We start from the raw sequence: 26,171 nt of genomic DNA on the forward strand, positions 1-26,171 counted from the left end.
CTCAGTTGGGTTAACCAGCTGAGTTTTCTAACATTTTATGAGGTAACATGAAATTATTTTTTAAAACATATTGGACCTATTTTGTTTCTTTCATCATTCCCGTAATCATTATGATAGGAGTATATCTATCTCAAGGTATCTACTGGAATAGCGATACATCTCCACTATTAGGAGATGGGTTTCATCAATACGTTATTTTTGATGTAGCTTTACGAAATATCCTACATGGAAATGGTAGTCTGTTTTACACCTTTACAAGTGGCCTCGGATTAAATTTCTATGCCCTATCTAGTTATTACTTGGGAAGTTTCCTTTCACCTCTAGTTTACTTTTTTAATCTGTCGAATATGCCAGATGCTGTCTATCTGACAACTCTCTTAAAATTTGGATTGATTGGACTGTCAACTTACTTTAGTTTAAATAAATTATTTCAATCGATTCCCAAGCCTTTAAAACTAGCTTTATCTACTTCCTATGCTCTGATGAGTTTCTCTGTCAGTCAATTAGAGATCAAAACCTGGCTAGATGTTTTTATCTTGATTCCTTTAATTATCACTGGTTTACACCTACTTATAACTGAAAAGAAATTCCTATTTTACTTTACAAGTCTGTCAATTTTATTTATTCAAAATTATTATTTTGGCTATATGACAGCATTATTTCTTATCTTCTGGTATCTCTGCCAAATTTCTTGTGACTTTAAAACTCGAAAATCATCTTTTCTTGATTTCATAATCACCTCCATTTTAGCTAGTATAGCTAGTTTAATTCTAACTCTTCCTACTCTGTTTGATTTACAGACACATGGAGAAAAATTAACTGAAGTTACAAAGTTTCAAACTGAAAGTAGCTGGTATCTTGATCTCTTTGCTAAGCAATTCATTGGTTCCTTTGACACAACAAAGTATGGGGCCATCCCAATGATTTTTGTTGGACTACTTCCCTTTATTTTGACCATTTTATTTTTTACACTGACATCCATTAAGTTTCACGTGAAACTTATCTATGCAATCTTCTTTGCATTTCTAATTGCAAGCTTTTATATAGAAGCTCTTGATTTATTTTGGCAAGGCATGCATACTCCAAACATGTTTTTACATCGCTATGCTTGGATTTTCTCTACCTTGTTAATTTACACAGCAGCGGAAGTCTTAAATCGTCTGAAAGAAATTAAAATCTGGAATTTTTTAGTTTCGCTTTTTCTTATAGTAACAGGATTTTTAGCTACCATCTATCTAAAATCACATTATTCTTTTTTAACAGATTTGAATATTCTGCTTACCCTTGAATTTTTGATTGTCTATTCGCTTCTACTCCTTGCAGTTATCAAAAAGTTTATCTCTGTAAATCTATTTGCCATTCTAATCTCTTTATTTATAATGGTTGAAATGAGTTTAAATGCTTCATCTCAAATAGACGGAATTGCTAAAGAATGGGGTTTTGCTTCTCGAAGTGCATATAGTAGAGATATCCCAGCTATGGAATCTTTCTCAACATATATTGAGGATCCATTTACTCGTACTGAGAAACTACAAACTCAGACAGGGAATGATAGTATGAAATTTAACTACAATGGAATATCTCAATTTTCATCTGTTCGAAATCGTTCAGCAAGCTCTACTTTGGATAAACTTGGCTTTAAATCCTCTGGGACCAATCTCAATCTCCGTTATGCAAATAATAGTATTTTGGCTGATAGTTTATTTGGCATCCAGTACAATATCTCAGACAGTCCTATTGATAAGTATGGTTTCCAAGATATCTATCAAAAAGATAATCTTACCCTATATGAAAATCAATACTCTCTTCCGATTGCATTTGCTAGTCAATCTATTTACAATGATGTCAAGTTCAATGAACATACTTTAGATAATCAAGCCTCGTTTTTAAATCAACTTGCTGACGTCAATTTTGATTATTTTTCTCCAATACCCTATGAAAAAACAGAGAATACTGATGATTTGATTACTGTTACAAGTTCTTCAAATGAAGATGCAGCAATCCAATATCAAATTGAAGTGCCAGAAAACAGCCAAGTTTATCTTTCTTTCACAAACCTTCACTTTTCTAATGATAAACAAAAGAAAGTTGACATCCTTGTCAATGGGGAAAAGAAAACTTTTACAACTGATAATGTCTTCTCCTTCTTTAATCTAGGCTATACAAAAGAGAAAAAAACTTTCAATATTAATGTTAGTTTCCCTGGAAATTCACAGGTATCATTTGAATCTCCTGCCTTCTATCGTTTAGATACCAAAACTTTCACCGAGGCAATTCAAAAAATTAAAGAACAACCAGTAACGGTATCAACTTCTAAAAACAAAGTCTTTGCTACATATGATGTTAAACAAAATACGTCCATTTTCTTCACCATTCCTTATGATAAAGGCTGGTCTGCCTACCAAGATGGTAAGAAAATAGAAATTAAACAAGCTCAAACTGGTTTTATGAAAGTTGACGTTCCTAAGGGAAAAGGAACTATTACACTTTCCTTTATTCCCAATAGTTTTATTACTGGAGCAATTTGTTCCTTTACTTCTCTCTTACTATTTGGAATCTATAATCACAGACGAAAGTCATCTAAAGCATAAAAAATCGACCAATTAATCGGTCGATTTTTTTAATCTTCTTCCATTTTCTTAGGTCGATAGGCTAGCATACCTAAACCAGTAAATAGGGCTAATATCACAGCAAGGAAAATGACTTGATGATGAATATTTCCTGTCATAGAGATTGTTTGTCGTAATCCCGAAACTGAATAACTCATTGGTAACCAAGGATTGATGGCTCTAAAGAAATCATTTGTCAAAGCAAGTGGGTAAGTACCTGCACTTGATGCTAACTGTAATAAAAGCAAAATAAGAGAAAAGAAAGCTCCTATACGGCTATTCCATGTTGTTAAAGCAGTCACCATGGACATGAATACTAAACTTGTTAGGATAATGAGAATAAATGTTCTCATCTCATGATTAGCCGTTAGACCAATAAGATGAACTCCTCCATATACCAAAATTCCTGCCAAAACAGCTATAATACCATTTATTTCTGCTCGAGATTTCAACCAAGCCCAACGACTCTCTGGATGACGTCCTGAAGGCAGCTTCGCAAAGATCATATTTGTTGATATTGCTGCAACAAAAAGAGCAACTGATATCATATAAGGAGACATTGCAACTCCATTTACAGGAACTTGATCATTGTCTGTTTTAGAAAGACTGAGAGGATTTGATAAAATCTCTGCATTTTTAGATTCCGTAGATGCTGATTTGAGTTGATCACTAGCATTACTCAATCCTTGTCCTAAAGAAGCAACTCCTGTCTGTAAACCTTCCAAGCCAGAAGTTAACTTTGTTCCACCTTCTGCTAGTTTCCCAGCTCCATCTGCAAATTTATTAGCTCCACTTTCTAATTGAGAAGCACCTGAAATTAACTGACTGGATTTGTCAGCTAGTTGGCTAGAGCCTGACTGTAATTTATCAACTCCTGCTATCAATTCTTGACTCTTTTGATTCAATTCATTAGAGCCATTTGATAATTTTTCAATACCTGTTACTAATTCTGGAGTTTTCCCAGCTAGAGTATCCAAACCAGTTGTCAATTTTGAAGAGTTTTCTGTCAACTTGGTTGAGCCAGAAACCAATTGATCCAAACTTGTTGTTAAAGTTGTATTCTTTTCACTTAGTTGATTTACACCTAAAGAAATAGTATCCAATCCCTTAGTATACGCATTAACTCCATTTTCAATTGATTGACTTCCGGGAACTAACTGATTATCTACAGCATTTTGCAACTGTGTAAATCCACTTGACATAGATGTCAAGGAACTAGACGCTATAGGTAAAAGTTGATTTGCTTTAGTCTGTAAAGTAGAAAGATTAGAGACTGGTTGGTTTATACTTCCTAAATTTTCTTTTAAATCTCCTGCCGTCGTTAAAATTGCTTTTGCTGACTCTATCGTAGAATTAGAATTATTTGAAACAGCTTCAGTCAATTCTTTTTTCTGAGTTTCAGTGAGAGATTGATAAGTTGCTGTTGCTTGAAGATTTGTAAGAGTTTTCTCTTGCTCTGCTTGACTATTAGTCACAATAGTTTGAGCAAGAGTCGTTATATTTGTTAAGTCATTAGATATTGTATTTTTAAGATCAGTATTATCTGAAACTGTAACTGATTGGAGAGCCTTATTCAACTCATCTAAACTGCTTGCTAACTGTGTTATATCCTCTTTCTGTTGAGATGAAGTATTTAATTGTGTGGATATTTCTTTTATTCCTTTATTTAATTGAGTAATACCGTCTCTCAATGTATCTGATTGACTTGATAGTTGGTTTGTACCAACAGATAATTTGTCAACTCCGCTTGTATAGGCATTGACACCAACCGAAAATTGACTGAGACCTGAATTGAGTTGTGAAACTCCACCAGCATATGACTTCATCCCTGTATTTAACTGGTTGACACCTGCAACTAATTCTGGAGTTTTCGAAGATAATTGATTAAGTCCTGTGTCAACCTGTGAAACCGCACTTGTATAGTTCTGTAAACCATCATTAAATGTTCCTAAGCCACTATTCAGTTGCTTTACTCCTGTGACATACGTTGTCAACCCTTTTGTAAATTGATCTGTTCCATCCGAAAAGTTTAAACTTGAGCTAGCTAAAGTAGCAAGATTTGAAGACAATGTCTGACTTCCTACAGCTAACTGACTGGCCCCGTTAGCCAATTGTTCACTTCCATCGGCTGCCTTCGTTAAACCGGATTTTAAATCACCCATCTTTTGAAATAAAGCTTTCGTATAGGATTCGGTTACATTAGCAGAAACATTCTGTTTTAACTGTGTCATCGCAGAATCGCTCATCTTGCTGGCAATAAAACTATGACCACTTGAAGTCTGATAATCGATTTGCATTTGCTCTGGATGATTCGTTAAAATAGAAGCTGCTTTTTCAGATAAATCACTTGGTAAAGTCACTACCATATAGTAATCGCCATCTTCCAATCCCTTCTTTCCTTCATCTTCATCTACAAAATGAAAATCCAATGATTTATTTTGCTCTAAATTAGACACCATGTCTTTTCCTATAGACATGGTATTACCATTATAGGAAGCTTCTTTATCATTATTGACAACTGCCACAGGTAAGTCAGACAATTGACCATATGGATCCCACATTGATGACAAAAATATGACATTGTACAGAGCGGGAATAAGAGAAATCCCTATCATGACAATAATAAAGTTTGGTTTTTTAAAAATTGCTTTCCATTCTTTAAACATAGTTTCTCCTTTTTTAAACACATTGTCTAAAATTTTGATATAATAGATTATACAATAAAAAATATAAATTACAAGATAAAAAAATCAATTTTTAGACACATAGTCTAATTTGTTTATAAGGAGGAAATATGCAAGAAAGTAACAAACGCTTAAAAACAAAGCGAACTATTGAAAATGCTATGGTACAACTACTGATAGAACAGCCATTTGATCAAATTTCTACTGTCAAGTTAGCAAAAAAAGCCGGAATTAGTCGTTCCAGCTTCTATACTCACTATAAGGATAAGTATGATATGATTGAGCACTATCAAAGCAAGCTATTCCATACATTTGAATATATTTTTCAAAAACATGCTCATCACAAAAGAGACGCTATTTTAGAAGTCTTTGAATATCTAGAATCAGAACCACTTCTGGCTGCCCTTCTTTCTGAAAATGGGACTAAAGAAATCCAAAATTTCTTACGAAATAAACTTCATATCATGCTCAGTACGGATTTACAAAAACGCTTTATGCAACTAAATCTTAATACCACTGAATTAGAATATAGTAGTATTTATCTAACTCACGCACTTTTTGGTGTTTGCCAAACTTGGATTGCACATGGAAAAAAAGAAAGTCCTCAAGAAATAACAGACTTCCTTATGAAGATGCTTGGTGATATAAATTGATACAAAAAAGGGAACAACACTATGTTCCCTTTTATCTATACTCCGCCAGTAGGACTCGAACCTACGACATCATGATTAACAGTCATGCGCTACTACCAACTGAGCTATGGCGGATAAAATAGTCCGTACGGGATTCGAACCCGTGTTACCGCCGTGAAAAGGCGGTGTCTTAACCCCTTGACCAACGGACCTTCTATCTGTAGCAGATATAACCATTATATCAATTTCTTGCTAATTGTCAATTACTTTTGAGATTTTTTCTCTAGAATATCTTTTAATTTTCTAATTTTTAATCTTGAAATAGGACAACGATGGTCTTCATAGAAAACAATTTCTAAGTTTTTTCGATCAATTTCTCTGATATTGCCTATATTTACCAAAAATGACTTGTGAGGAGAATAAAATCTCTGAGTATGTTTGTCCTTTTCCTGAATATCTGTCATGGTACCGTAAAACTCTTTGGCAAAATTCTTACCAATAATGCGCAATTTATGAGAAACTCCTGTCGTTTCAATATACAGAATGTCATGGTAAGGAATTTTTAAATCATTTCCCTTGTAATTGTAGTCAAAATAATCTACCACATCTTCATTTTCAAGTAACATACTCTTCGTGTAGAAGATATTCTGCTCAATTCTCTTTTTAAATAACTCATCATTGATATCCTTATCAACAAAATCTAGGGCTGATACCTGGTATTTATAGGTTAGAGTCGCAAACTCTGATCGACTGGTGATAAAGACGATAATAGCATAAGGATTGTGATGACGAATAAACTGGGCAACTTCAAACCCTTTTTTCTCAATCCCATGAATATCAATATCTAGAAAATAAAGCTGGTTTACTTCATCATTTTCGATATATTCCTTAAACTCACGAACTTTTCCCGTTGTCTTGTATGATATTGGAATATTCGATTCTTTCGAAATTTCATCCAATATTCTCTCTAGTCTCACTTGATGTTCAATAACATCTTCTAAAATTAAAACTTTCATTCAAATTCCCTCTTAAATCTAATGATTTGTCTAAATGTACTGCCTTCCATCTCTGTTTCTAAAATAATATTATTGTACTTATCTAATAGTTCTTTCACATTATTTAATCCTACTCCGCGATTTCTTCCCTTAGTGGAGAATCCTAAAGCAAATAGATCTCCTGAAGGAGTCATCGTCATTTTACATGAATTCTGAATCACAATAACTGTTTCAGTTTCCATCTTAATAACTGCTACTTCCATCTGCCTTTTATAACTATCAGCCGATCCTTCGACAGCATTGTTCAATAAAACGCTCATGATACGAACCAAATCCAATAGTTCAATTGGGAGCTTAGTAATCGTATCTTTTACTTCCAGTGTAAACTCTACACCATTATTTCGAGCATAAACAATTGACTGAGCAACCAAACTTCGTAAAGCTGAATCTTCTATGTTGTTCAAATCAAAGTAAGTATACTTATCTGAACGCAGTTTGTGATTAGCTTTAACCAAAACTTCATTGTAAACTCTGTCAATTTCCTGTAAATCACCACTGTCAATTGCCATCTGCATGCTGACAAGCATCCCAGCATAGTCATGTCTAAACCCACGTATTTCATTATACAAAGCAACAATTTCATCTGTGTAGTTTTGTAAATGTTTCTGTTCAAATTTCTTCTGCTTCAAAGCAATCTCTTTCTCCATTTGTTCTTTATGAGAATTCATTGCAAAGAAAGTCAAAAGTAAAGAGATAAAGACAATAGATGATAAAATACTTCCAAAACTATTCAAATGTTTAATCGTACTTACCATATTTGAAACGAAAGATACAATATGGAGCAGTAGTAAGGCAAAAAATACTTTTTTCAAGAAAGGATAAAGGTAGTCCTTGTCAAAATAGGCTAGTTCCAAATGGAAATAATGAATGATTTTTAAGACAACAAAATAGGTCAACGTTGAGATTGCTAAAAAGAATAGGCCATAATATTGTAAAACAAAATTGTCTCCTGTTATAGAGGAGAAAGTCACGGACAGAAAGTTATGAGTGCTCTCATATAAAAGAGATAGTAGTAAACTTAGGAATAGTCCTCTATCCCTCTCATACTGTTTGATCCATCGAAAATAGGAATATAATCCCAAAGGAAATAAAAATGTTACAATTCCTAACCCATCTAAAGATAGAAAATAGAAGGGAAGTTCAAGTACTGCTTCTACTAGTAATGTATAAGCACCAAAAACGTATAGTTCCTTTGCTTTTATTTGACCTTTACAAATTAAATGGTAACTGTGACTAAGAATTAGAAAATATAATATAAAATCCACTACTAAGAAAAAATCCATTCTGCTACTCCTTTATCTTCTTCTAAATAAATTAAATAAAGCACCATCTGGTTTCCTCATCTCCCCACCTTGAATCTTTTGCAAGTCTTTTTCCTTCAAGGCTACAAACTGTTCCAATTTAACTGTGTTTTTCATAATAAAATCTCCTCAAATGTTTTTTTCCTGTAAGCTAACTTACAAAAACTATTATACAAAATGGAATTTCGTTTTAGATAAAATTCTCTCAACTGTCATTTTTTTCTCCCCAAGTGTACTTTTTTAAGAAAAAAGCCGGGAAAATTCCCAGCTTTGCTACTATATTGATCCCAGCAGGATTCGAACCTGCGACCGTTCGCTTAGAAGGCGAATGCTCTATCCAGCTGAGCTATGAGACCTAATACAGCTATTCTACCAAAAATTCAATTGAAAGTCAATTTTCTATTTATGATAGGGGGATCCCTGCTGAATCGTAAAAGCGCGATAGATTTGTTCAGCAAGGACTAGTCTCATTAACTGATGGGGCAAAGTTAGACGGCCAAAACTGACAGAAAGATTGGCTCTCTTTTTTACAGCTGATGATAATCCTAAACTCCCCCCAATAATAAAGGTAAGAGTAGAAAATCCTTTTATAGAAGCTTCTTCTAACTGCTTACTAAATTCTTCCGAGGAGAAAGTTTTCCCTTCTATAGCCAACACAATAACGAAATCACGGTCACCAACTTTTGATAAAATTCTCTGACCTTCTATTTCTAAAATCTTTTGATTTTCTGATTCGCTGGCCTTATCTGGTGTTTTTTCATCTGCTAGCTCTATCATTTCAAGCTTAGCAAATCGAGAAATTCGTTTTGAATACTCTGCGATACCATCTTTTAAATACTTTTCTTTCAGTTTCCCAACTGTTACAACTTTAATTTTCATGACTCTATTCTAACATATTCTCTATTTTTTCACATCTTATTCACAAAATAAAAGGTTAATTTTAGCCGAGAAAACCACAGATTTTTGAAAGTTATCCACAATCTGTGAAAAACTTTTGTTTTTAAGTTATAATTAAGCTAGTCAGTTTATACTTTCAGTAATTTCAAACATATGGAGGCAAATATGAAACATTTAAAAACATTTTACAAAAAAGGGTTTCAATTATTAGTCGTTATCGTCATTAGCTTTATTAGTGGAGCCTTGGGTAGCTTTTCAATAAACCAACTAACTCAAAAAAGTACTGTAAGTACCTCTAACAACAATAGTACTATTACACAGACTGCCTATAAGAATGAAAATTCAACAACTCAGGCTGTTAACAAAGTAAAAGACGCTGTTGTTTCTGTTATTACTTATTCAGCTAACAGACAAAATAGCGTATTTGGCAATGATGATACAGATACAGATTCTCAGCAAATCTCTAGTGAAGGATCTGGGGTTATTTATAAAAAGAATGACAAAGAAGCTTATATTGTCACCAACAATCACGTTATAAATGGTGCCAGCAAAGTAGATATTCGTTTGTCAGATGGAACTAAGGTACCTGGAGAAATCGTCGGAGCTGACACTTTCTCTGATATTGCTGTCGTCAAAATATCTTCAGAAAAAGTGACAACAGTAGCGGAATTTGGTGATTCTAGTCAGTTAACCGTAGGAGAAACTGCTATTGCTATTGGTAGCCCGTTAGGTTCTGAATATGCTAATACTGTTACTCAAGGTATCGTATCTAGTCTCAATCGAAATGTGTCCTTAAAATCTGAAGATGGACAAGCCATTTCTACAAAAGCCATCCAAACTGATACTGCTATTAACCCAGGTAACTCTGGTGGCCCACTTATCAATATCCAAGGACAGGTTATCGGAATTACCTCAAGTAAAATTGCCACAAATGGAGGAACATCTGTAGAAGGTCTTGGTTTCGCAATCCCTGCAAATGATGCTATCAATATTATTGAACAGTTAGAAAAGAACGGAAAAGTAACGCGTCCAGCTTTGGGCATCCAAATGGTCAATCTCTCAAATATTAATACAAGTGATATTAGAAGACTGAATATTCCAAGCAATGTAACATCTGGTGTAGTTGTTCGTTCTGTACAAAGTAATATGCCTGCCAATGGTCACCTTGAAAAATACGACGTTATTACAAAAGTAGATGACAAAGAGATTGCTTCATCAACAGACTTACAAAGTGCTCTTTACAATCATTCTATCGGAGACACCATTAAGATCACTTACTATCGCAACGGTAAAGAAGAAACTACATCTATTAAACTTGACAAGAGTTCAGGTGATTTAGAATCTTAATTGACATCTATGTAAAGAAAGCTTTACATAAGTGAAAAGATGTGTTAGTGTAGAATCATGGAAAAATTTGAAATGATTTCTATCACAGATATACAAAAAAATCCCTATCAACCTCGAAAAGAATTTGATGGAGAAAAACTACATGAACTAGCACAGTCTATCAAAGAAAATGGGGTCATTCAACCGATTATTGTTCGTCAATCTCCTGTTATTGGTTATGAAATCCTTGCAGGAGAGAGACGCTATCGGGCTTCACTTTTAGCTGGTCTAAGGTCTATCCCAGCTGTTGTTAAACAGCTTTCAGATCAAGAGATGATGGTCCAGTCCATCATTGAAAATTTGCAAAGAGAAAATTTAAATCCAATAGAAGAAGCACGCGCCTATGAATCTCTTGTAGAGAAAGGATTTACCCATGCTGAAATTGCAGATAAAATGGGCAAGTCTCGTCCTTATATCAGCAACTCTATTCGCTTGCTGTCCTTGCCAGAACAGATCCTCTCAGAAGTAGAAAATGGCAAACTATCACAAGCCCATGCGCGTTCTCTAGTTGGGTTAAATAAGGAACAACAAGACTATTTCTTTCAACGGATTATATATGAAGACATTTCTGTAAGGAAATTAGAATCTCTTCTGACAGAGAAAAAACAAAAGAAACTTCAAAAAACGAATCATTTCATACAAAATGAAGAAGAACAGTTAAAAAAACTACTCGGATTAGATGTAGAAATCAAACTGTCTAAAAAAGATAGCGGAAAAATCATTATTTCTTTTTCAAATCAAGAAGAATACAGTAGAATTATCAACAGCCTGAAATAAGGCTGTTCTTTTATTTTTTTTATCTCACAAGGTTATCCACTGTTTTTTTTAATAAAAAGCTTAATAAATCAATAATTCCTGATTTCATCCCCAACCTGTGGATAAAACTTGATAACATTGTGGATTATTTTTCACAGCTTGTGGAAAATTCTTGCTATCTATGGTAAAATAAGTCTAGCATTAAACTTTTAAATAGTAAAGGAGGAGAAAGGATTGAGAGAAAAACAATTTTGGAATCGTATATTAGAATTTGCTCAAGAAAGACTGACTCGATCCATGTATGATTTCTATGCTATTCAAGCTGAACTCATCAAGGTAGAGGAAAATGTTGCCACTATATTTTTACCACGATCTGAAATGGAAATGGTCTGGGAAAAACAACTAAAAGATATTATTGTGGTAGCTGGTTTTGAAATTTATGATGCTGAGATAACTCCCCACTATATTTTCACCAAACCTCAAGATACGGCTGTCCCACAAGTTGAAGAAGCTCCAAATTCAACTCTTTATGACTATAGTCCAAAGCTAGCATCTATTCCTTATTCGGATACTGGATTAAAAGAAAAGTATACCTTTGATAATTTTATTCAAGGGGATGGAAATGTTTGGGCTGTATCAGCCGCCTTGGCTGTCTCTGAAGATTTGGCCTTGACCTATAATCCTCTTTTTATCTATGGAGGACCTGGGCTTGGGAAGACTCACTTACTCAATGCCATTGGGAATGAAATTTTGAAAAATATTCCTGATGCGCGTGTGAAGTACATTCCTGCTGAAAGCTTTATCAACGATTTTCTTGAACACCTGAGACTGGGTGAAATGGAAAAGTTCAAAAAAACTTACCGTAGCCTTGATCTCTTGTTAATTGATGATATCCAATCGTTGAGTGGAAAAAAAGTTGCAACTCAAGAAGAATTTTTCAATACTTTCAATGTTCTCCATAGCAATCAAAAACAAATTGTTCTGACTAGTGATCGTAGCCCTAAACACCTAGAGGGCCTTGAAGAACGGCTTGTCACGCGCTTTAGCTGGGGCTTGACGCAAAATATCACACCACCTGACTTTGAGACACGTATTGCCATTTTACAAAGCAAAACAGAGCATTTAGACTACCATTTCCAAAGTGATACCCTAGAATACCTAGCTGGTCAATTTGATTCAAACGTCCGAGAACTTGAAGGAGCAATCAACGACATCACTTTAATTGCCAGAGTGAAGAAGATTAAGGATATCACTATCGATATCGCTGCAGAAGCCATTAGAGCTCGCAAACAAGATGTTAGCCAAATGCTCATCATCCCAATTGATAAAATCCAAAATGAAGTTGGTAACTTTTATGGTGTCAGTGTCAAAGAAATGAAGGGAAGTAGACGCCTTCAAAATATTGTTTTAGCCCGTCAAGTAGCCATGTATTTATCTAGAGAACTAACAGATAATAGTCTTCCAAAAATTGGGAAGGAATTTGGTGGAAAAGACCATACAACAGTTATTCATGCCCATGCCAAAATTAAATCTTTGATTGATGAAGACGATAATTTACGTTTAGAAATTGAATCCATCAAAAAGAAAATTAAATAACTTGTGGATAACTTTTACTTTATTATCTTTTTTATCCACATTTTTTAAACAAGCCAAAAAACTTGATATGACTTGTTTAAAGTCTGTTTTCCACAGATTTCACAGACTCTATTATTACTATTATCCTTCTAATACTAAAAATAAATAAAGGAGAATCCATGATTCATTTTTCAATTAATAAAAATTTATTTCTACAAGCATTAAATATTACTAAGAGAGCTATTAGTTCTAAAAATGCCATTCCTATTTTATCAACTGTCAAAATTGACGTGACCAATGAAGGTGTTACTTTAATTGGTTCAAATGGTCAAATTTCAATTGAAAATTTTATTTCTCAAAAAAATGAAGATGCTGGTCTATTAATTACTTCTTTAGGTTCGATTCTTCTTGAAGCTTCTTTCTTCATCAATGTGGTATCTAGTCTACCTGATGTGACTCTTGATTTTAAAGAAATTGAACAAAATCAAATTGTTTTAACCAGTGGAAAATCAGAAATTACCCTAAAAGGAAAAGATAGCGAACAGTATCCACGAATCCAAGAAATTTCAGCAAGCACTCCTTTGGTTCTTGAAACAAAATTACTCAAGAAAATTATCAATGAAACAGCATTTGCTGCAAGTACACAAGAGAGTCGTCCAATTTTGACAGGTGTTCATTTTGTATTGAGTCAACACAAAGAGTTAAAAACAGTTGCAACAGACTCTCATCGTCTAAGCCAGAAAAAATTAACGCTTGAGAAAAATAGTGATGATTTTGATGTCGTGATTCCTAGCCGTTCTCTACGCGAATTTTCAGCGGTATTTACAGATGATATCGAAACTGTAGAGATTTTCTTTGCCAATAACCAAATCCTCTTTAGAAGCGAAAATATTAGCTTCTATACTCGTTTGTTAGAAGGTAACTATCCTGATACAGATCGTTTGATTCCAACGGACTTTAATACTACTATTACTTTTGATGTTGTAAACTTACGCCAGTCAATGGAACGTGCTCGTCTTTTATCAAGTGCTACTCAAAATGGTACTGTGAAACTTGAAATTAAAGATGGGGTTGTTAGCGCCCATGTTCACTCTCCAGAAGTTGGTAAAGTAAACGAAGAAATCGATACTGATCAAGTGACTGGTGAAGATTTGACTATTAGTTTCAACCCAACTTACTTGATTGATTCACTCAAGGCTTTAAATAGCGAAAAGGTGACTATTAGCTTTATCTCAGCTGTTCGTCCATTTACTCTTGTGCCAGCTGATACTGAAGAGGACTTCATGCAACTTATCACCCCAGTTCGTACAAATTAAGTGAAAGAGGTTGAGCCTAGCTCGCCTCTTTTATGATATAATCGAAAAAGAAAAGGAGAGTAGTATGTATCAAGTTGGAAATTTTGTTGAGATGAAAAAACCACATGCTTGCACCATCAAGTCAACTGGTAAAAAAGCAAATCGTTGGGAAATTACCCGTGTTGGAGCAGATATCAAGATAAAATGCAGTAATTGTGACCATGTTGTCATGATGGGGCGCTATGATTTTGATCGAAAAATGAATAAAATTATTGACTGAGAACCCTTAGTTAGAGGGTTAGCAAGTTTTCCCTTTTTGTGTTATAATATTAGGGATTGAAATGAAAACGGAGAATGAGAAATATGGCTTTAACAGCAGGTATCGTTGGTTTGCCAAACGTTGGTAAATCAACACTATTTAATGCAATTACAAAAGCAGGAGCAGAAGCAGCAAACTACCCATTTGCGACGATTGATCCAAATGTTGGAATGGTTGAGGTTCCTGATGAACGCCTACAAAAACTAACTGAAATGATTACTCCTAAAAAGACAGTTCCAACAACATTTGAATTTACAGATATTGCAGGGATTGTAAAAGGCGCATCAAAAGGGGAAGGTCTTGGTAACAAATTCTTGGCCAATATCCGTGAAGTAGATGCGATTGTTCATGTAGTTCGTGCTTTTGATGATGAAAATGTCATGCGCGAGCAAGGGCGTGAAGACGCCTTTGTGGATCCACTTGCAGATATCGACACCATTAACTTAGAATTGATTCTTGCTGACTTAGAGTCAGTTAATAAGCGTTATGCTCGTGTAGAAAAGATGGCACGTACGCAAAAAGATAAAGAATCAGTAGCAGAATTTAATGTTCTTCAAAAGATTAAACCAGTCCTTGAAGATGGAAAATCAGCTCGAACCATTGAATTTACAGATGAAGAACAAAAGGTTGTCAAAGGTCTCTTCCTTTTGACGACTAAACCAGTGCTCTATGTTGCCAATGTGGACGAGGATGTGGTTTCAGAACCTGACTCTATCGACTATGTTAAACAAATTCGTGAATTTGCAGAGACAGAAAATGCTGAAGTAGTCGTTATTTCTGCACGTGCTGAGGAAGAAATTTCTGAGTTAGACGATGAAGATAAGCAAGAGTTTCTTGAAGCACTTGGGTTGACAGAATCAGGCGTTGACAAGTTGACTCGTGCTGCTTACCATTTGCTTGGATTGGGAACTTACTTCACAGCTGGTGAAAAAGAAGTTCGCGCTTGGACCTTCAAACGTGGTATGAAGGCTCCTCAAGCAGCTGGGATTATCCACTCAGACTTTGAAAAAGGATTTATTCGTGCAGTAACCATGTCATATGAGGATCTAGTGAAATACGGATCTGAAAAGGCCGTAAAAGAAGCTGGACGTTTGCGTGAAGAAGGAAAAGAATATATCGTTCAAGATGGCGATATCATGGAATTTCGCTTTAATGTATAAGAAATTTAATAAATAGTGTCAATTAGGTTGGAAAAAAATTCCAACCCTTTTGGCTTTTGAAAGGAAAAATAAATGACCAAATTACTTGTAGGATTAGGAAATCCAGGGGATAAATATTTTGAAACAAAACACAATGTTGGTTTTATGTTGATTGACCAACTAGCGAAAAAACAGAATGTCACATTTACACACGATAAGATATTTCAAGCTGATCTAGCATCATTTTTCCTAAATGGAGAAAAAATTTATCTTGTCAAACCAACGACATTTATGAATGAAAGTGGAAAAGCAGTTCATGCTTTATTGACTTACTATGGTTTGGATATTGAAGATTTACTCATCATTTACGATGATCTTGACATGGAAGTTGGAAAGATTCGTTTAAGAGCAAAAGGCTCAGCAGGTGGTCATAATGGTATCAAGTCTATTATTCAACATATTGGAACTCAGGTCTTTAACCGTGTTAAGATTGGAATTGGAAGACCTAAAAATGGAATGTCAGTTGTTCACCATGTTTTGAGTAAGTTTGACAAGGATGATTATATCGGTATTTTACAGTCTATTGACAAAGTTGACGATGCTGTAAACTATTATTTACAAGAGAAAAATTTTGAGAAAACAATGCAGAGGTATAACGGATAAATGGTGACCTTATTAGATTTATTCTTAGAAAATAATCAGATCAAAAAATGGCATCAAAATCTGACAGATAAGAAAAGACAACTAATACTTGGTTTATCAACGTCTACTAAGGCTCTTGCAATTGCAAGTAGTCTAGAAAAAGAAGATAAGATTGTGTTGTTGACGTCAACTTATGGAGAAGTAGAAGGACTTGTTAGTGATCTTATCTCTATCTTGGGTGAGGAACTTGTCTATCCATTTTTGGTAGATGATTCCCCTATGGTCGAGTTTTTGATGTCTTCACAAGAAAAAATCATTTCACGGGTTGAAGCCTTGCGTTTTTTGACTGATTCATCTAAGAAAGGGATTTTAGTTTGTAATATCGCAGCAAGTCGATTGATTTTACCGTCTCCCAATATATTCAAAGATAGTATTGTAAAAATAACAGTTGGTGAAGAATATGACCAACACGCACTTATCCATCAGTTAAAAGAGATAGGCTATCGAAAAGTTACTCAAGTACAAACTCAGGGCGAATTTAGTCTGCGAGGAGATATTTTAGATATTTTTGAAATATCCCAGTTAGAACCTTGCCGAATTGAGTTTTTTGGTGATGAAGTCGATGGTATTAGGTCATTTGAAGTCGAAACACAATTATCGAAAGAAAATCAGACAGAACTCACCATCTTTCCAGCTAGTGATATGCTTTTGAGAGAAAAGGATTATCAACGAGGTCAGTCAGCTTTAGAAAAACAAATTTCAAAGACCTTATCACCTATTTTAAAATCATACTTAGAAGAAATTCTTTCAAGTTTTCATCAAAAACAAATTCATTTAGATTCTAGGAAGTTTTTATCTTTGTGTTATGACAAGACATGGACTGTTTTTGACTATATTGAAAAAGATACCCCAGTATTCTTTGATGATTATCAGAAATTGATGAATCAGTATGAAGTCTTTGAAAGGGAGTTAGCACAATACTTTACAGAAGAATTACAGAACAGTAAAGCATTTTCTGAGATGCAGTATTTTGCAGATACAGAGCAAATCTATAAAAAACAGAGTCCGGTTACCTTTTTCTCTAACCTGCAAAAGGGGTTAGGAAATCTCAAGTTTGATCAAATTTATCAATTTAATCAATATCCCATGCAAGAGTTTTTCAATCAATTTTCTTTTCTAAAAGAAGAAATTGAGCGATACAAAAAAATGAATTACACTATTATTCTTCAGTCTAGCAATTCAATGGGAAGTAAAACATTGGAGGATGTTTTAGAGGAATATCAGATTAAATTAGATTCCAGAGATAAGTCAAGTATCTGTAAAGAATCTGTAAACTTAATCGAGGGTAATCTCAGACATGGTTTTCATTTTGTAGATGAAAAGATTTTATTGATAACTGAACATGAGATTTTTCAAAAGAAATTAAAACGTCGTTTTCGAAGACAACATGTTTCAAACGCAGAGAGATTAAAAGATTACAATGAACTTGAAAAAGGAGATTACGTTGTTCACCATATCCATGGAATTGGTCAATATCTAGGGATTGAAACAATTGAAATCAAAGGGATTCACCGTGATTATGTTAGTGTTCAATACCAAAACGGGGATCAAATCTCTATCCCAGTGGAACAAATTCATCTACTTTCCAAATACGTTTCAAGTGACGGTAAAGCACCTAAACTCAATAAATTAAATGATGGTCATTTCAAAAAAGCAAAGCAAAAAGTTAAGAACCAGGTAGAGGATATAGCTGACGATTTAATCAAACTTTATTCTGAACGCAGCCAGTTGAAGGGTTTTGCTTTCTCAGCTGATGATGAGGATCAACATGCTTTTGATGATGCCTTCCCTTATGTTGAAACGGATGATCAACTTCGTAGTGTTGAGGAAATCAAGAGAGATATGCAGGCTTCTCAACCAATGGATCGACTTTTAGTTGGGGATGTTGGTTTTGGAAAGACTGAAGTTGCTATGCGTGCAGCCTTTAAGGCAGTCAATAATCACAAACAGGTTGTCGTTCTCGTTCCGACGACGGTTTTAGCGCAACAGCACTATACGAATTTTAAGGAAAGATTCCAAAATTTTGCAGTTAATATTGATGTGTTGAGTCGCTTTAGAAGTAAAAAAGAGCAGACTGAAACACTTGAAAAATTGAAAAAGGGTCAAGTTGATATTTTGATTGGAACACATCGTGTTTTGTCAAAAGATGTTGTATTTGCTGATTTGGGCTTGATGATTATTGATGAGGAACAGCGATTTGGTGTCAAGCATAAGGAAACCTTGAAAGAACTGAAAAAACAAGTAGATGTCCTGACCTTGACAGCAACGCCAATTCCTCGTACCCTTCACATGTCTATGCTGGGAATCAGAGATTTGTCTGTTATTGAAACTCCGCCGACTAATCGTTATCCAGTGCAAACCTATGTTTTAGAAAAGAATGATAGTGTGATTCGTGATGCTGTCTTGCGTGAAATGGAGCGTGGAGGTCAAGTTTACTATCTTTACAATAAAGTTGACACGATTGACCAGAAGGTTTCCGAATTACAGGAGTTGATTCCAGAGGCTTCGATTGGGTATGTTCATGGGCAAATGAGTGAGATTCAGTTAGAAAATACTCTACTGGATTTCATTGAAGGTCAGTATGATATTTTGGTGACAACTACCATTATTGAGACAGGAGTGGACATTCCAAATGCCAATACTTTATTTATTGAAAATGCGGACCATATGGGCTTGTCAACCTTGTATCAGTTAAGAGGAAGAGTCGGTCGTAGTAATCGTATTGCTTATGCTTATCTCATGTATCGTCCAGAAAAATCAATCAGTGAAGTCTCCGAGAAGAGATTAGAAGCGATTAAAGGATTTACAGAATTGGGATCAGGATTTAAGATTGCAATGCGAGATCTTTCGATTCGTGGAGCAGGAAATCTTTTAGGAAAATCCCAGTCTGGTTTCATTGATTCTGTTGGTTTTGAATTGTATTCGCAGTTATTGGAGGAAGCTATTGATAAACGACATGGTAATGGGAACACAAAAACCAAAGGAAATACCGAATTGATTTTACAAATTGATGCCTATCTTCCTGATACTTATATTTCTGATCAACGACATAAGATTGAAATTTACAAGAAAATTCGTCAAATTGACAACCGTGTCAACTACGAAGAATTACAAGAAGAGTTGATGGACCGATTTGGAGAGTACCCAGACGTGGTAGCCTATCTTTTAGAGATTGGTTTGGTTAAGTCTTATCTTGATAAGGTCTTTGTTCAACGTGTGGAACGAAAAGAAAATAAGATTACAGTTCAATTTGAAAAAATTACTCAGCGACTGTTCTTGGCTCAAGATTATTTTAAAGCTTTATCCGCAACGAACTTAAAAGCAGCTATAGCTGAGAATAAGGGATTAATGGAAGTTGTATTTGATGTTCGAAACAAGAAGGACTATGAAATTTTAGAAGGTCTACTCATTTTTGGAGAAAGTTTATTAGAGATAAAAGTGTCGAAAGAAGGCAATTCCCTTTAACATTTTTCTTCTATAAAGTAGATAAAAATGATACAATAATAATTTGAGGTAATAAAAATGAGATTAGACAAATATTTAAAAGTATCAAGAATTATCAAGCGTCGTACAGTCGCAAAAGAAGTAGCAGATAAAGGTAGAATCAAGGTAAATGGAATCTTGGCAAAAAGTTCAACGGATTTGAAAGTTAATGACCAAGTTGAAATTCGCTTTGGAAATAAGTTGCTACTTGTAAAAGTACTGGAGATGAAAGATAGTACAAAAAAAGAAGATGCAGCAGGCATGTATGAAATTATCAGTGAAACACGGGTAGAAGAAAATGTCTAAAAATATCGTACAATTGAATAATTCTTTTATTCAAAATGAACACCAACGTCGTCGCTATTTGATGAAGGAACGACAAAAACGTAATCGTTTCATGGGTTGGGTTCTTATTTTGATGATTTTATTGTTCATTTTACCAACTTATAATCTTGCTCAAAGTTATCATCAATTACTCCAAAGACGTCAACAGTTATCAGACTTGCAAACTCAGTATCAAACCTTGAGTGAGGAAAAGGAGAAAGAGACAGCTTTTGCTACAAAGTTGAAAGATGAAGATTACGCTGCTAAATACATGCGTGCAAAATATTATTATTCTAAGAATCGGGAAGCTGTTTATACGATTCCTGACTTGCTTCCAAGGTGATGAAATGGAAAATTTATTAGACGTAATTGAGCAATTTTTGAGTCTATCGGATGAAAAACTAGAAGAGTTGTCTGATAAAAATCAACTATTGCGTTTACAAGAAGAAAAGGAAAGGAAGAATGCGTAAATTCTTAATTATTTTGTTGCTACCAAGTTTTTTGACTATTTCAAAAGTCGTTAGCACAGAAAAAGAAGTTGTATATACTTCGAAAGAAATTTATTACCTTTCACAATCTGACTTTGGTATTTATTTTAGAGAAAAATTAAGTTCTCCCATGGTTTATGGAGAGGTTCCTGTTTATGCGAATGAAGATTTAGTAGTGGAATCTGGAAAATTGACTCCCCAAACAAGTTTTCAAATAACCGAGTGGCGTTTAAATAAACAAGGAATTCCAGTATTTAAGTTATCCAATCATCAATTTATTGCTGCAGACAAACGATTTTTATATGATCAGTCAGAGGTAACTCCAACAATAAAAAAAGTATGGTTAGAATCTGATTTTAAACTGTATAACAGTCCTTATGATTTAAAAGAAGTGAAATCATCCTTATCAGCTTATTCGCAAGTTTCAATTGATAAGACCATGTTTGTAGAAGGGAAAGAATTTCTACATATTGATCAAGTTGGATGGGTAGATAAGGAATTAACTTCTGAAGAAGATAATCGGATGAATAAAGTGCAAGAAATATTATCTGAAAAATATCAGAAAGCTTCTTTCTCTATTTATGTTAAGCAACTGACTACTGGAAAAGAAGCTGGTATCAATCAAGATGAAAAGATGTATGCAGCTAGCATTTTAAAATTACCTTATCTCTACTATACGCAAGAAAAAATAAATGAGGGTCTTTATCAGTTAGACACGACTGTAAAATACGTATCAGCAGTCAATGATTTTCCAGGTTCTTATAAACCAGAGGGAAGTGGTAGTCTCCCTAAAAAAGAGGATAATAAAGAGTATTCTATAAAGGACTTAATCACAAAAGTATCTAAAGAATCGGATAATGTAGCTCATAATCTATTGGGATATTACATTTCAAATCAATCTGATGCTATATTCAAATCCAAGACGTCTGCTATTATGGGAGATGATTGGGATCCAAAAGAAAAATTGATTTCTTCTAAAATGGCTGGGAAAGTCATGGAAGCTATTTATAACCAAAATGGATTTGTATTGGATTCTTTGACTAAAACAGATTTTGATAATGAGAGAATTGCCAAAGGTGTTTCTGTTAAAGTAGCTCATAAAATTGGAGATGCGGATGAATTTAAGCATGATACGGGCGTTATCTATGCAGATTCTCCATTTGTTCTTTCTATTTTCACTAAAAATTCTGATTATGATACGATTTCTAAGATAGCCAAGGACGTTTATGAGGTTCTAAAATGAGGGAACAAGATTTTTTAAATCATTTTCTCAAGAGAGAATATTTTAAAAAACATACTAAGGTGGTGCTAGCTCTTTCTGGTGGATTAGATTCTATGTTTCTATTCAAGGTATTGTCTACTTATCAAGAAGAGTTGGAAATTGAATTGATTTTAGCTCATGTTAATCATAAGCAGAGAATTGAATCAGATTGGGAAGAAAAGGAATTAAGGAAGTTGGCTGCTGAAGCAGAGCTTCCTATTTATATCAGCAATTTTTCAGGAGAATTTTCAGAAGCGCGTGCTCGACATTTTCGTTATGATTTTTTTCAAGAGGTCATGAAAAAGACAGGTGCGACAGTTTTAGTCACTGCCCACCATGCTGATGATCAGGTGGAAACGATTTTGATGCGTTTGATTCGAGGTACTCGTTTGCGCTATCTATCAGGAATTAAGGAGAAGCAAGTAGTAGGAGAGATAGAAATCATTCGGCCCTTCTTGCATTTTCAGAAAAAAGACTTTCCACCAATTTTCCACTTTGAAGATATATCAAATCAGGAAAATCATTATTTTCGCAATCGTATTCGAAATTCTTATTTACCAGAATTAGAAAAAGAAAATCCTCGATTTAGATATGCAATCTTAAGCATCGGCAATGAAATTTTAGATTATGACTTAGCTATAGCTGAATTATCAAAGAATATTGATGTAGAGAATTTAGATCAGCTATTGTCTTACTCTGAGTCGACACAAAGAGTTTTACTTCAAACTTATCTGAATCGTTTTCCAGATTTGAATCTTACAAAAGCTCAGTTTGAAGAAGTTCGGCAGATTTTAAAAACTAAAAGCCAGTATCGTCATCCGCTAAAAAATGGTTATGAATTGATAAAAGAGTACCAATGGTTTAAGATTTGTAAAATCAGTCCTCAGTCTGATGAAAAGGAAGATGAACTTGTGTTACACTATCAAAATCAGGTATCTTACCAAGGTTATTTATTTTCCTTTGGACTTCCTTTAGAAGGTGAATTAATTCAGCAGGTACCTGTTTCACGGGAAACATCAATACACATTCGTCATCGAAAAACAGGAGATTTTTTGATTCAAAATGGGCATAGAAAAAAACTCAGACGTCTATTTATTGATTTGAAAATCCCTATGGAAAAGCGAAAATCAGCTCTGATTATTGAGCAATTTGGTGAAATTGTCTCAATTTTGGGAATTGCGACCAGTAATTTGAGTAAAAACACGAAAAATGATATAATGAACACTGTACTTTATATAGAAAAAATAGATAGGTAAAAAAATGTTAGAAAACGATATTAAAAAAATCCTTGTTTCACACGATGAAATTACAGAAGCTGCTAAAAAATTAGGTGCTCAACTCACTAAAGACTATGCAGGAAAAAATCCAATTTTAGTTGGGATTTTAAAAGGATCTATTCCTTTCATGGCTGAATTGGTCAAACATATTGATACACATATTGAAATGGACTTCATGATGGTTTCTAGCTACCATGGTGGAACAGCAAGTAGTGGTGTCATTAATATCAAGCAAGATGTAACTCAAGATATTAAAGGAAGACATGTTCTATTTGTAGAGGACATCATTGATACAGGTCAAACTTTGAAGAATTTGCGAGATATGTTTATTGCAAGAGAAGCAGCTTCTGTTAACATTGCAACCTTGTTGGATAAACCAGAAGGACGTGTTGTAGAAATTGAGGCAGACTATACTTGCTTTACTATTCCCAATGAGTTTGTAGTAGGTTATGGTTTAGACTACAAAGAAAATTATCGTAACCTTCCTTATGTTGGAGTATTGAAAGAAGAAGTATATTCAAATTAGAAAGAACAATTTTTAATGAAAAAACAAAATAATGGTTTAATTAAAAATCCTTTTCTATGGTTATTACTTATTTTTTTCCTAGTTACAAGTTACCAGTATTTTAGTACAGGTAGTGTTGCAGGGAAAAGTGAGCAAATTAATTATACAGAATTGGTAAAAGAAATTACCGATGACAATGTAAAAGAATTGACTTACCAACCAAATGGCAGTGTTATCGAAGTTTCAGGTGTTTATAAAAATCCTAAAACAAGTAAAGAAGAAACAGGCATTCAGTTCTTTTCTCCATCTGCTACAACAGTAGAGAAATTTTCAAGCATCATTCTTCCTTCAGATACGACGGTATCAGAATTACAAAAGCTTGCTTCTGACCATAAAGCGGAAGTAACTGTTAAGCATGAAAGTTCAAGTGGTATGTGGATTAATATTCTTGTATCCATTGTGCCATTCGGTATTCTTTTCTTCTTCCTATTCTCTATGATGGGAAATATGGGAGGAAATAATAGCCGTAACCCGATGAGTTTTGGACGTAGTAAGGCTAAAGCTGCAAATAAAGAAGATATTAAAGTAAGATTTTCAGATGTTGCTGGAGCTGAGGAAGAAAAACAAGAACTAGTTGAAGTTGTTGAATTTTTAAAAGATCCAAAACGATTTACAAAACTTGGAGCCCGTATTCCAGCAGGTGTTCTTTTGGAGGGACCTCCGGGAACAGGTAAAACTTTGCTTGCTAAAGCAGTCGCCGGAGAAGCAGGTGTTCCATTCTTTAGTATCTCAGGTTCTGACTTTGTAGAAATGTTTGTCGGAGTTGGAGCTAGTCGTGTTCGTTCTCTTTTTGAAGATGCTAAAAAAGCAGCACCAGCTATTATCTTTATCGATGAAATTGATGCTGTTGGACGTCAACGTGGAGTCGGTCTTGGCGGAGGTAATGACGAACGTGAGCAAACCTTGAATCAACTCTTGATTGAGATGGACGGTTTTGAGGGAAATGAAGGGATTATCGTTATCGCTGCGACAAACCGTTCAGATGTACTTGATCCTGCCCTTTTGCGTCCAGGACGTTTTGATAGAAAAGTATTGGTTGGCCGTCCTGATGTTAAAGGTCGCGAAGCAATCTTGAAAGTTCATGCTAAGAACAAGCCTTTAGCAGAAGATGTTGATTTGAAATTAGTTGCCCAACAAACTCCAGGTTTTGTTGGTGCTGATTTAGAGAATGTATTGAATGAGGCGGCTCTAGTTGCTGCTCGTCGAAATAAATCGATAATTGATGCTTCAGATATTGATGAAGCAGAAGATAGAGTTATTGCTGGTCCTTCTAAGAAAGATAAGACAGTTTCACAAAAAGAACGTGAATTGGTTGCCTACCATGAGGCTGGACATACTATTGTTGGTTTAGTCTTGTCGAATGCCCGCGTTGTCCATAAGGTTACAATTGTACCACGTGGCCGTGCAGGTGGTTACATGATTGCACTTCCTAAGGAAGATCAAATGCTTCTATCTAAAGAAGATATGAAAGAGCAATTGGCTGGTTTAATGGGTGGCCGTGTGGCTGAAGAAATTATCTTTAATGTCCAAACTACAGGAGCTTCAAACGACTTTGAACAAGCGACACAAATGGCGCGTGCAATGGTTACAGAGTACGGCATGAGTGAAAAACTTGGCCCAGTACAATATGAAGGAAACCATGCTATGTTTGGTGCACAGAGTCCTCAAAAATCAATTTCAGAACAAACAGCTTATGAAATTGACGAAGAGGTTCGCTCATTATTAAATGAAGCACGAAATAAAGCTGCTGAAATCATCCAATCAAATCGTGAAACTCACAAGTTGATTGCAGAAGCATTATTGAAATACGAAACATTGGATAGTACACAAATTAAATCTCTTTACGAAACAGGAAAGATGCCTGAAACCGTAGAAGAGGAATCTCATGCATTATCTTATGATGAAGTAAAGTCAAAAATGAATGATGAAAAATAACCCAAAGAGAGGCTTGCCCTCTCTTTTTTGTGCAGTTGAGGAGATAAAGGGGACAGAACGGAGGAAATGGGACAAAAGTGTTTCTGAATCTGTTAGACTGTATCTAGAAAGGGGAACAATATGATTGAAGAATTGTATAAAGAAGTCCAGGGAATTGTGTACAAGTGTAGAAATGAATATTACCTTCATTTATGGGAGCTATCGGATTGGGAACAAGAGGGTATGATTTGCTTACATGAATTGATCAGTAGAGAAGAAGAGCTGGCAGAAGATATTCCTCGTTTAAGGAAATATTTTAAAACCAAGTTTCGGAATCGAATCCTAGACTATATCCGTAAGCAAGAAAGTCAAAAACGAAGATATGATAAAGAACCCTATGAAGAAGTAGGTGAGCTTAGTCATCGTATAAGCGAGGGAGGTCTCTGGCTAGATGATTATTATCTCTTTCATGAGACACTAAGAAATTATAGAAACAAACAAAGTAAAGA

General features: G+C 34.6%; 23 protein-coding genes and 3 tRNA genes. 18 read left to right on the forward strand and 8 right to left on the reverse strand.

What is annotated here, in order from left to right; all coding sequences use genetic code 11:
• Window positions 1-47 precede the first annotated feature (47 nt).
• Window positions 48-2,591 (forward strand): YfhO family protein, encoded by a 2,544-nt coding sequence (locus O3616_RS01660; RefSeq protein WP_371637907.1) that lies wholly within the window; start codon window positions 48-50, stop codon window positions 2,589-2,591.
• Window positions 2,592-2,620: 29 nt separating this feature from the next.
• Here O3616_RS01660 and O3616_RS01665 read toward each other — a convergent pair whose 3' ends face one another.
• Complete coding sequence (locus O3616_RS01665) at window positions 2,621-5,275, reverse strand: YhgE/Pip family protein (protein WP_371637908.1); 2,655 nt, start codon at window positions 5,273-5,275, stop codon at window positions 2,621-2,623.
• Between the two features lie 128 nt (window positions 5,276-5,403).
• Between O3616_RS01665 and O3616_RS01670 the strand changes: the two genes are divergently transcribed.
• Window positions 5,404-5,946 carry a TetR/AcrR family transcriptional regulator gene (locus tag O3616_RS01670; protein ID WP_049491103.1) on the forward strand — a complete coding sequence of 181 codons (543 nt, stop codon included), beginning with the start codon at window positions 5,404-5,406 and terminating at the stop codon, window positions 5,944-5,946.
• Between the two features lie 40 nt (window positions 5,947-5,986).
• On the opposite strand, the gene O3616_RS01675 is transcribed toward O3616_RS01670, so the two are convergent.
• The 7 genes from O3616_RS01675 to rlmH all read right to left on the reverse strand — a co-directional run bounded on the left by O3616_RS01675 (window position 5,987) and on the right by rlmH (window position 9,160).
• A tRNA-Asn gene (locus tag O3616_RS01675) sits at window positions 5,987-6,060 on the reverse strand.
• 5 nt (window positions 6,061-6,065) lie between these two features.
• A tRNA-Glu gene (locus O3616_RS01680) sits at window positions 6,066-6,137 on the reverse strand.
• 51 nt (window positions 6,138-6,188) lie between these two features.
• The gene (comE, locus tag O3616_RS01685) at window positions 6,189-6,941 is read right to left on the reverse strand and encodes a competence system response regulator transcription factor ComE (protein ID WP_000866073.1); all 753 of its coding nucleotides are present in this window, start codon (window positions 6,939-6,941) and stop codon (window positions 6,189-6,191) included.
• Window positions 6,938-8,263, reverse strand: coding sequence for a competence system sensor histidine kinase ComD (gene comD, locus O3616_RS01690; RefSeq protein ID WP_371637909.1), 1,326 nt, complete (start codon window positions 8,261-8,263; stop codon window positions 6,938-6,940). Before comD ends, comE begins: the two co-directional genes overlap by 4 nt.
• Window positions 8,264-8,275: 12 nt before the next feature.
• Window positions 8,276-8,398 carry a competence-stimulating peptide ComC gene (gene comC / locus O3616_RS01695; RefSeq protein WP_045612506.1) on the reverse strand — a complete coding sequence of 41 codons (123 nt, stop codon included), beginning with the start codon at window positions 8,396-8,398 and terminating at the stop codon, window positions 8,276-8,278.
• Between the two features lie 165 nt (window positions 8,399-8,563).
• A tRNA-Arg gene (locus O3616_RS01700) sits at window positions 8,564-8,637 on the reverse strand.
• 43 nt (window positions 8,638-8,680) lie between these two features.
• Window positions 8,681-9,160, reverse strand: a complete 480-nt coding sequence (gene rlmH, locus O3616_RS01705) for a 23S rRNA (pseudouridine(1915)-N(3))-methyltransferase RlmH (protein ID WP_125454296.1) — start codon at window positions 9,158-9,160, stop codon at window positions 8,681-8,683.
• A gap of 183 nt (window positions 9,161-9,343) precedes the next feature.
• Here rlmH and O3616_RS01710 point away from each other — a divergent pair, with 183 nt between their 5' ends.
• From O3616_RS01710 to O3616_RS01785, 16 genes are all read left to right on the forward strand, one after another.
• Entirely contained in the window at window positions 9,344-10,525 is a 1,182-nt protein-coding gene (locus tag O3616_RS01710; protein WP_371637910.1) for a S1C family serine protease, read from the forward strand.
• Between the two features lie 57 nt (window positions 10,526-10,582).
• Window positions 10,583-11,341: a ParB/RepB/Spo0J family partition protein gene (locus tag O3616_RS01715; protein ID WP_371637911.1), complete on the forward strand. Its 759-nt coding sequence runs from the start codon at window positions 10,583-10,585 to the stop codon at window positions 11,339-11,341.
• Between the two features lie 213 nt (window positions 11,342-11,554).
• Window positions 11,555-12,916 carry a chromosomal replication initiator protein DnaA gene (gene dnaA / locus O3616_RS01720; protein ID WP_371637912.1) on the forward strand — a complete coding sequence of 454 codons (1,362 nt, stop codon included), beginning with the start codon at window positions 11,555-11,557 and terminating at the stop codon, window positions 12,914-12,916.
• A gap of 158 nt (window positions 12,917-13,074) precedes the next feature.
• On the forward strand, window positions 13,075-14,211 hold the full coding sequence (dnaN, locus tag O3616_RS01725; protein WP_261032067.1) for a DNA polymerase III subunit beta: 1,137 nt from the start codon (window positions 13,075-13,077) through the stop codon (window positions 14,209-14,211).
• A gap of 64 nt (window positions 14,212-14,275) precedes the next feature.
• Window positions 14,276-14,470 (forward strand): DUF951 domain-containing protein, encoded by a 195-nt coding sequence (locus tag O3616_RS01730; protein ID WP_000285186.1) that lies wholly within the window; start codon window positions 14,276-14,278, stop codon window positions 14,468-14,470.
• Window positions 14,471-14,553: 83 nt separating this feature from the next.
• Window positions 14,554-15,669, forward strand: a complete 1,116-nt coding sequence (gene ychF / locus O3616_RS01735) for a redox-regulated ATPase YchF (protein WP_070842139.1) — start codon at window positions 14,554-14,556, stop codon at window positions 15,667-15,669.
• 72 nt (window positions 15,670-15,741) lie between these two features.
• Complete coding sequence (pth, locus tag O3616_RS01740; protein WP_049552241.1) at window positions 15,742-16,311, forward strand: aminoacyl-tRNA hydrolase; 570 nt, start codon at window positions 15,742-15,744, stop codon at window positions 16,309-16,311.
• Complete coding sequence (gene mfd, locus O3616_RS01745) at window positions 16,312-19,815, forward strand: transcription-repair coupling factor (protein ID WP_371637914.1); 3,504 nt, start codon at window positions 16,312-16,314, stop codon at window positions 19,813-19,815. It abuts the gene before it with no gap.
• Window positions 19,816-19,872: 57 nt separating this feature from the next.
• Window positions 19,873-20,139, forward strand: coding sequence for an RNA-binding S4 domain-containing protein (locus O3616_RS01750; protein ID WP_001234978.1), 267 nt, complete (start codon window positions 19,873-19,875; stop codon window positions 20,137-20,139).
• Window positions 20,132-20,500, forward strand: a complete 369-nt coding sequence (locus O3616_RS01755) for a septum formation initiator family protein (protein WP_000041905.1) — start codon at window positions 20,132-20,134, stop codon at window positions 20,498-20,500. The genes O3616_RS01750 and O3616_RS01755 overlap by 8 nt, the downstream gene beginning before the upstream one ends.
• 4 nt (window positions 20,501-20,504) lie before the next feature.
• Complete coding sequence (locus tag O3616_RS01760) at window positions 20,505-20,627, forward strand: SP_0009 family protein (RefSeq protein WP_020902316.1); 123 nt, start codon at window positions 20,505-20,507, stop codon at window positions 20,625-20,627.
• Entirely contained in the window at window positions 20,620-21,888 is a 1,269-nt protein-coding gene (locus O3616_RS01765; protein ID WP_371637915.1) for a serine hydrolase, read from the forward strand. The genes O3616_RS01760 and O3616_RS01765 overlap by 8 nt, the downstream gene beginning before the upstream one ends.
• Window positions 21,885-23,162 carry a tRNA lysidine(34) synthetase TilS gene (gene tilS / locus O3616_RS01770; RefSeq protein WP_371637916.1) on the forward strand — a complete coding sequence of 426 codons (1,278 nt, stop codon included), beginning with the start codon at window positions 21,885-21,887 and terminating at the stop codon, window positions 23,160-23,162. Before O3616_RS01765 ends, tilS begins: the two co-directional genes overlap by 4 nt.
• Window positions 23,163-23,166: 4 nt before the next feature.
• Entirely contained in the window at window positions 23,167-23,709 is a 543-nt protein-coding gene (gene hpt / locus O3616_RS01775; protein WP_000892176.1) for a hypoxanthine phosphoribosyltransferase, read from the forward strand.
• Window positions 23,710-23,724: 15 nt separating this feature from the next.
• Entirely contained in the window at window positions 23,725-25,683 is a 1,959-nt protein-coding gene (ftsH, locus tag O3616_RS01780) for an ATP-dependent zinc metalloprotease FtsH (RefSeq protein WP_070842143.1), read from the forward strand.
• Window positions 25,684-25,803: 120 nt separating this feature from the next.
• Window positions 25,804-26,171 (forward strand): sigma-70 family RNA polymerase sigma factor (locus O3616_RS01785; RefSeq protein ID WP_371637918.1); only part of this gene is annotated, 368 nt, incomplete at its 3' end.

The organism is Streptococcus sp. 27098_8_86, from assembly GCF_041432595.1.
Classification (GTDB): domain Bacteria; phylum Bacillota; class Bacilli; order Lactobacillales; family Streptococcaceae; genus Streptococcus; species Streptococcus pneumoniae_F.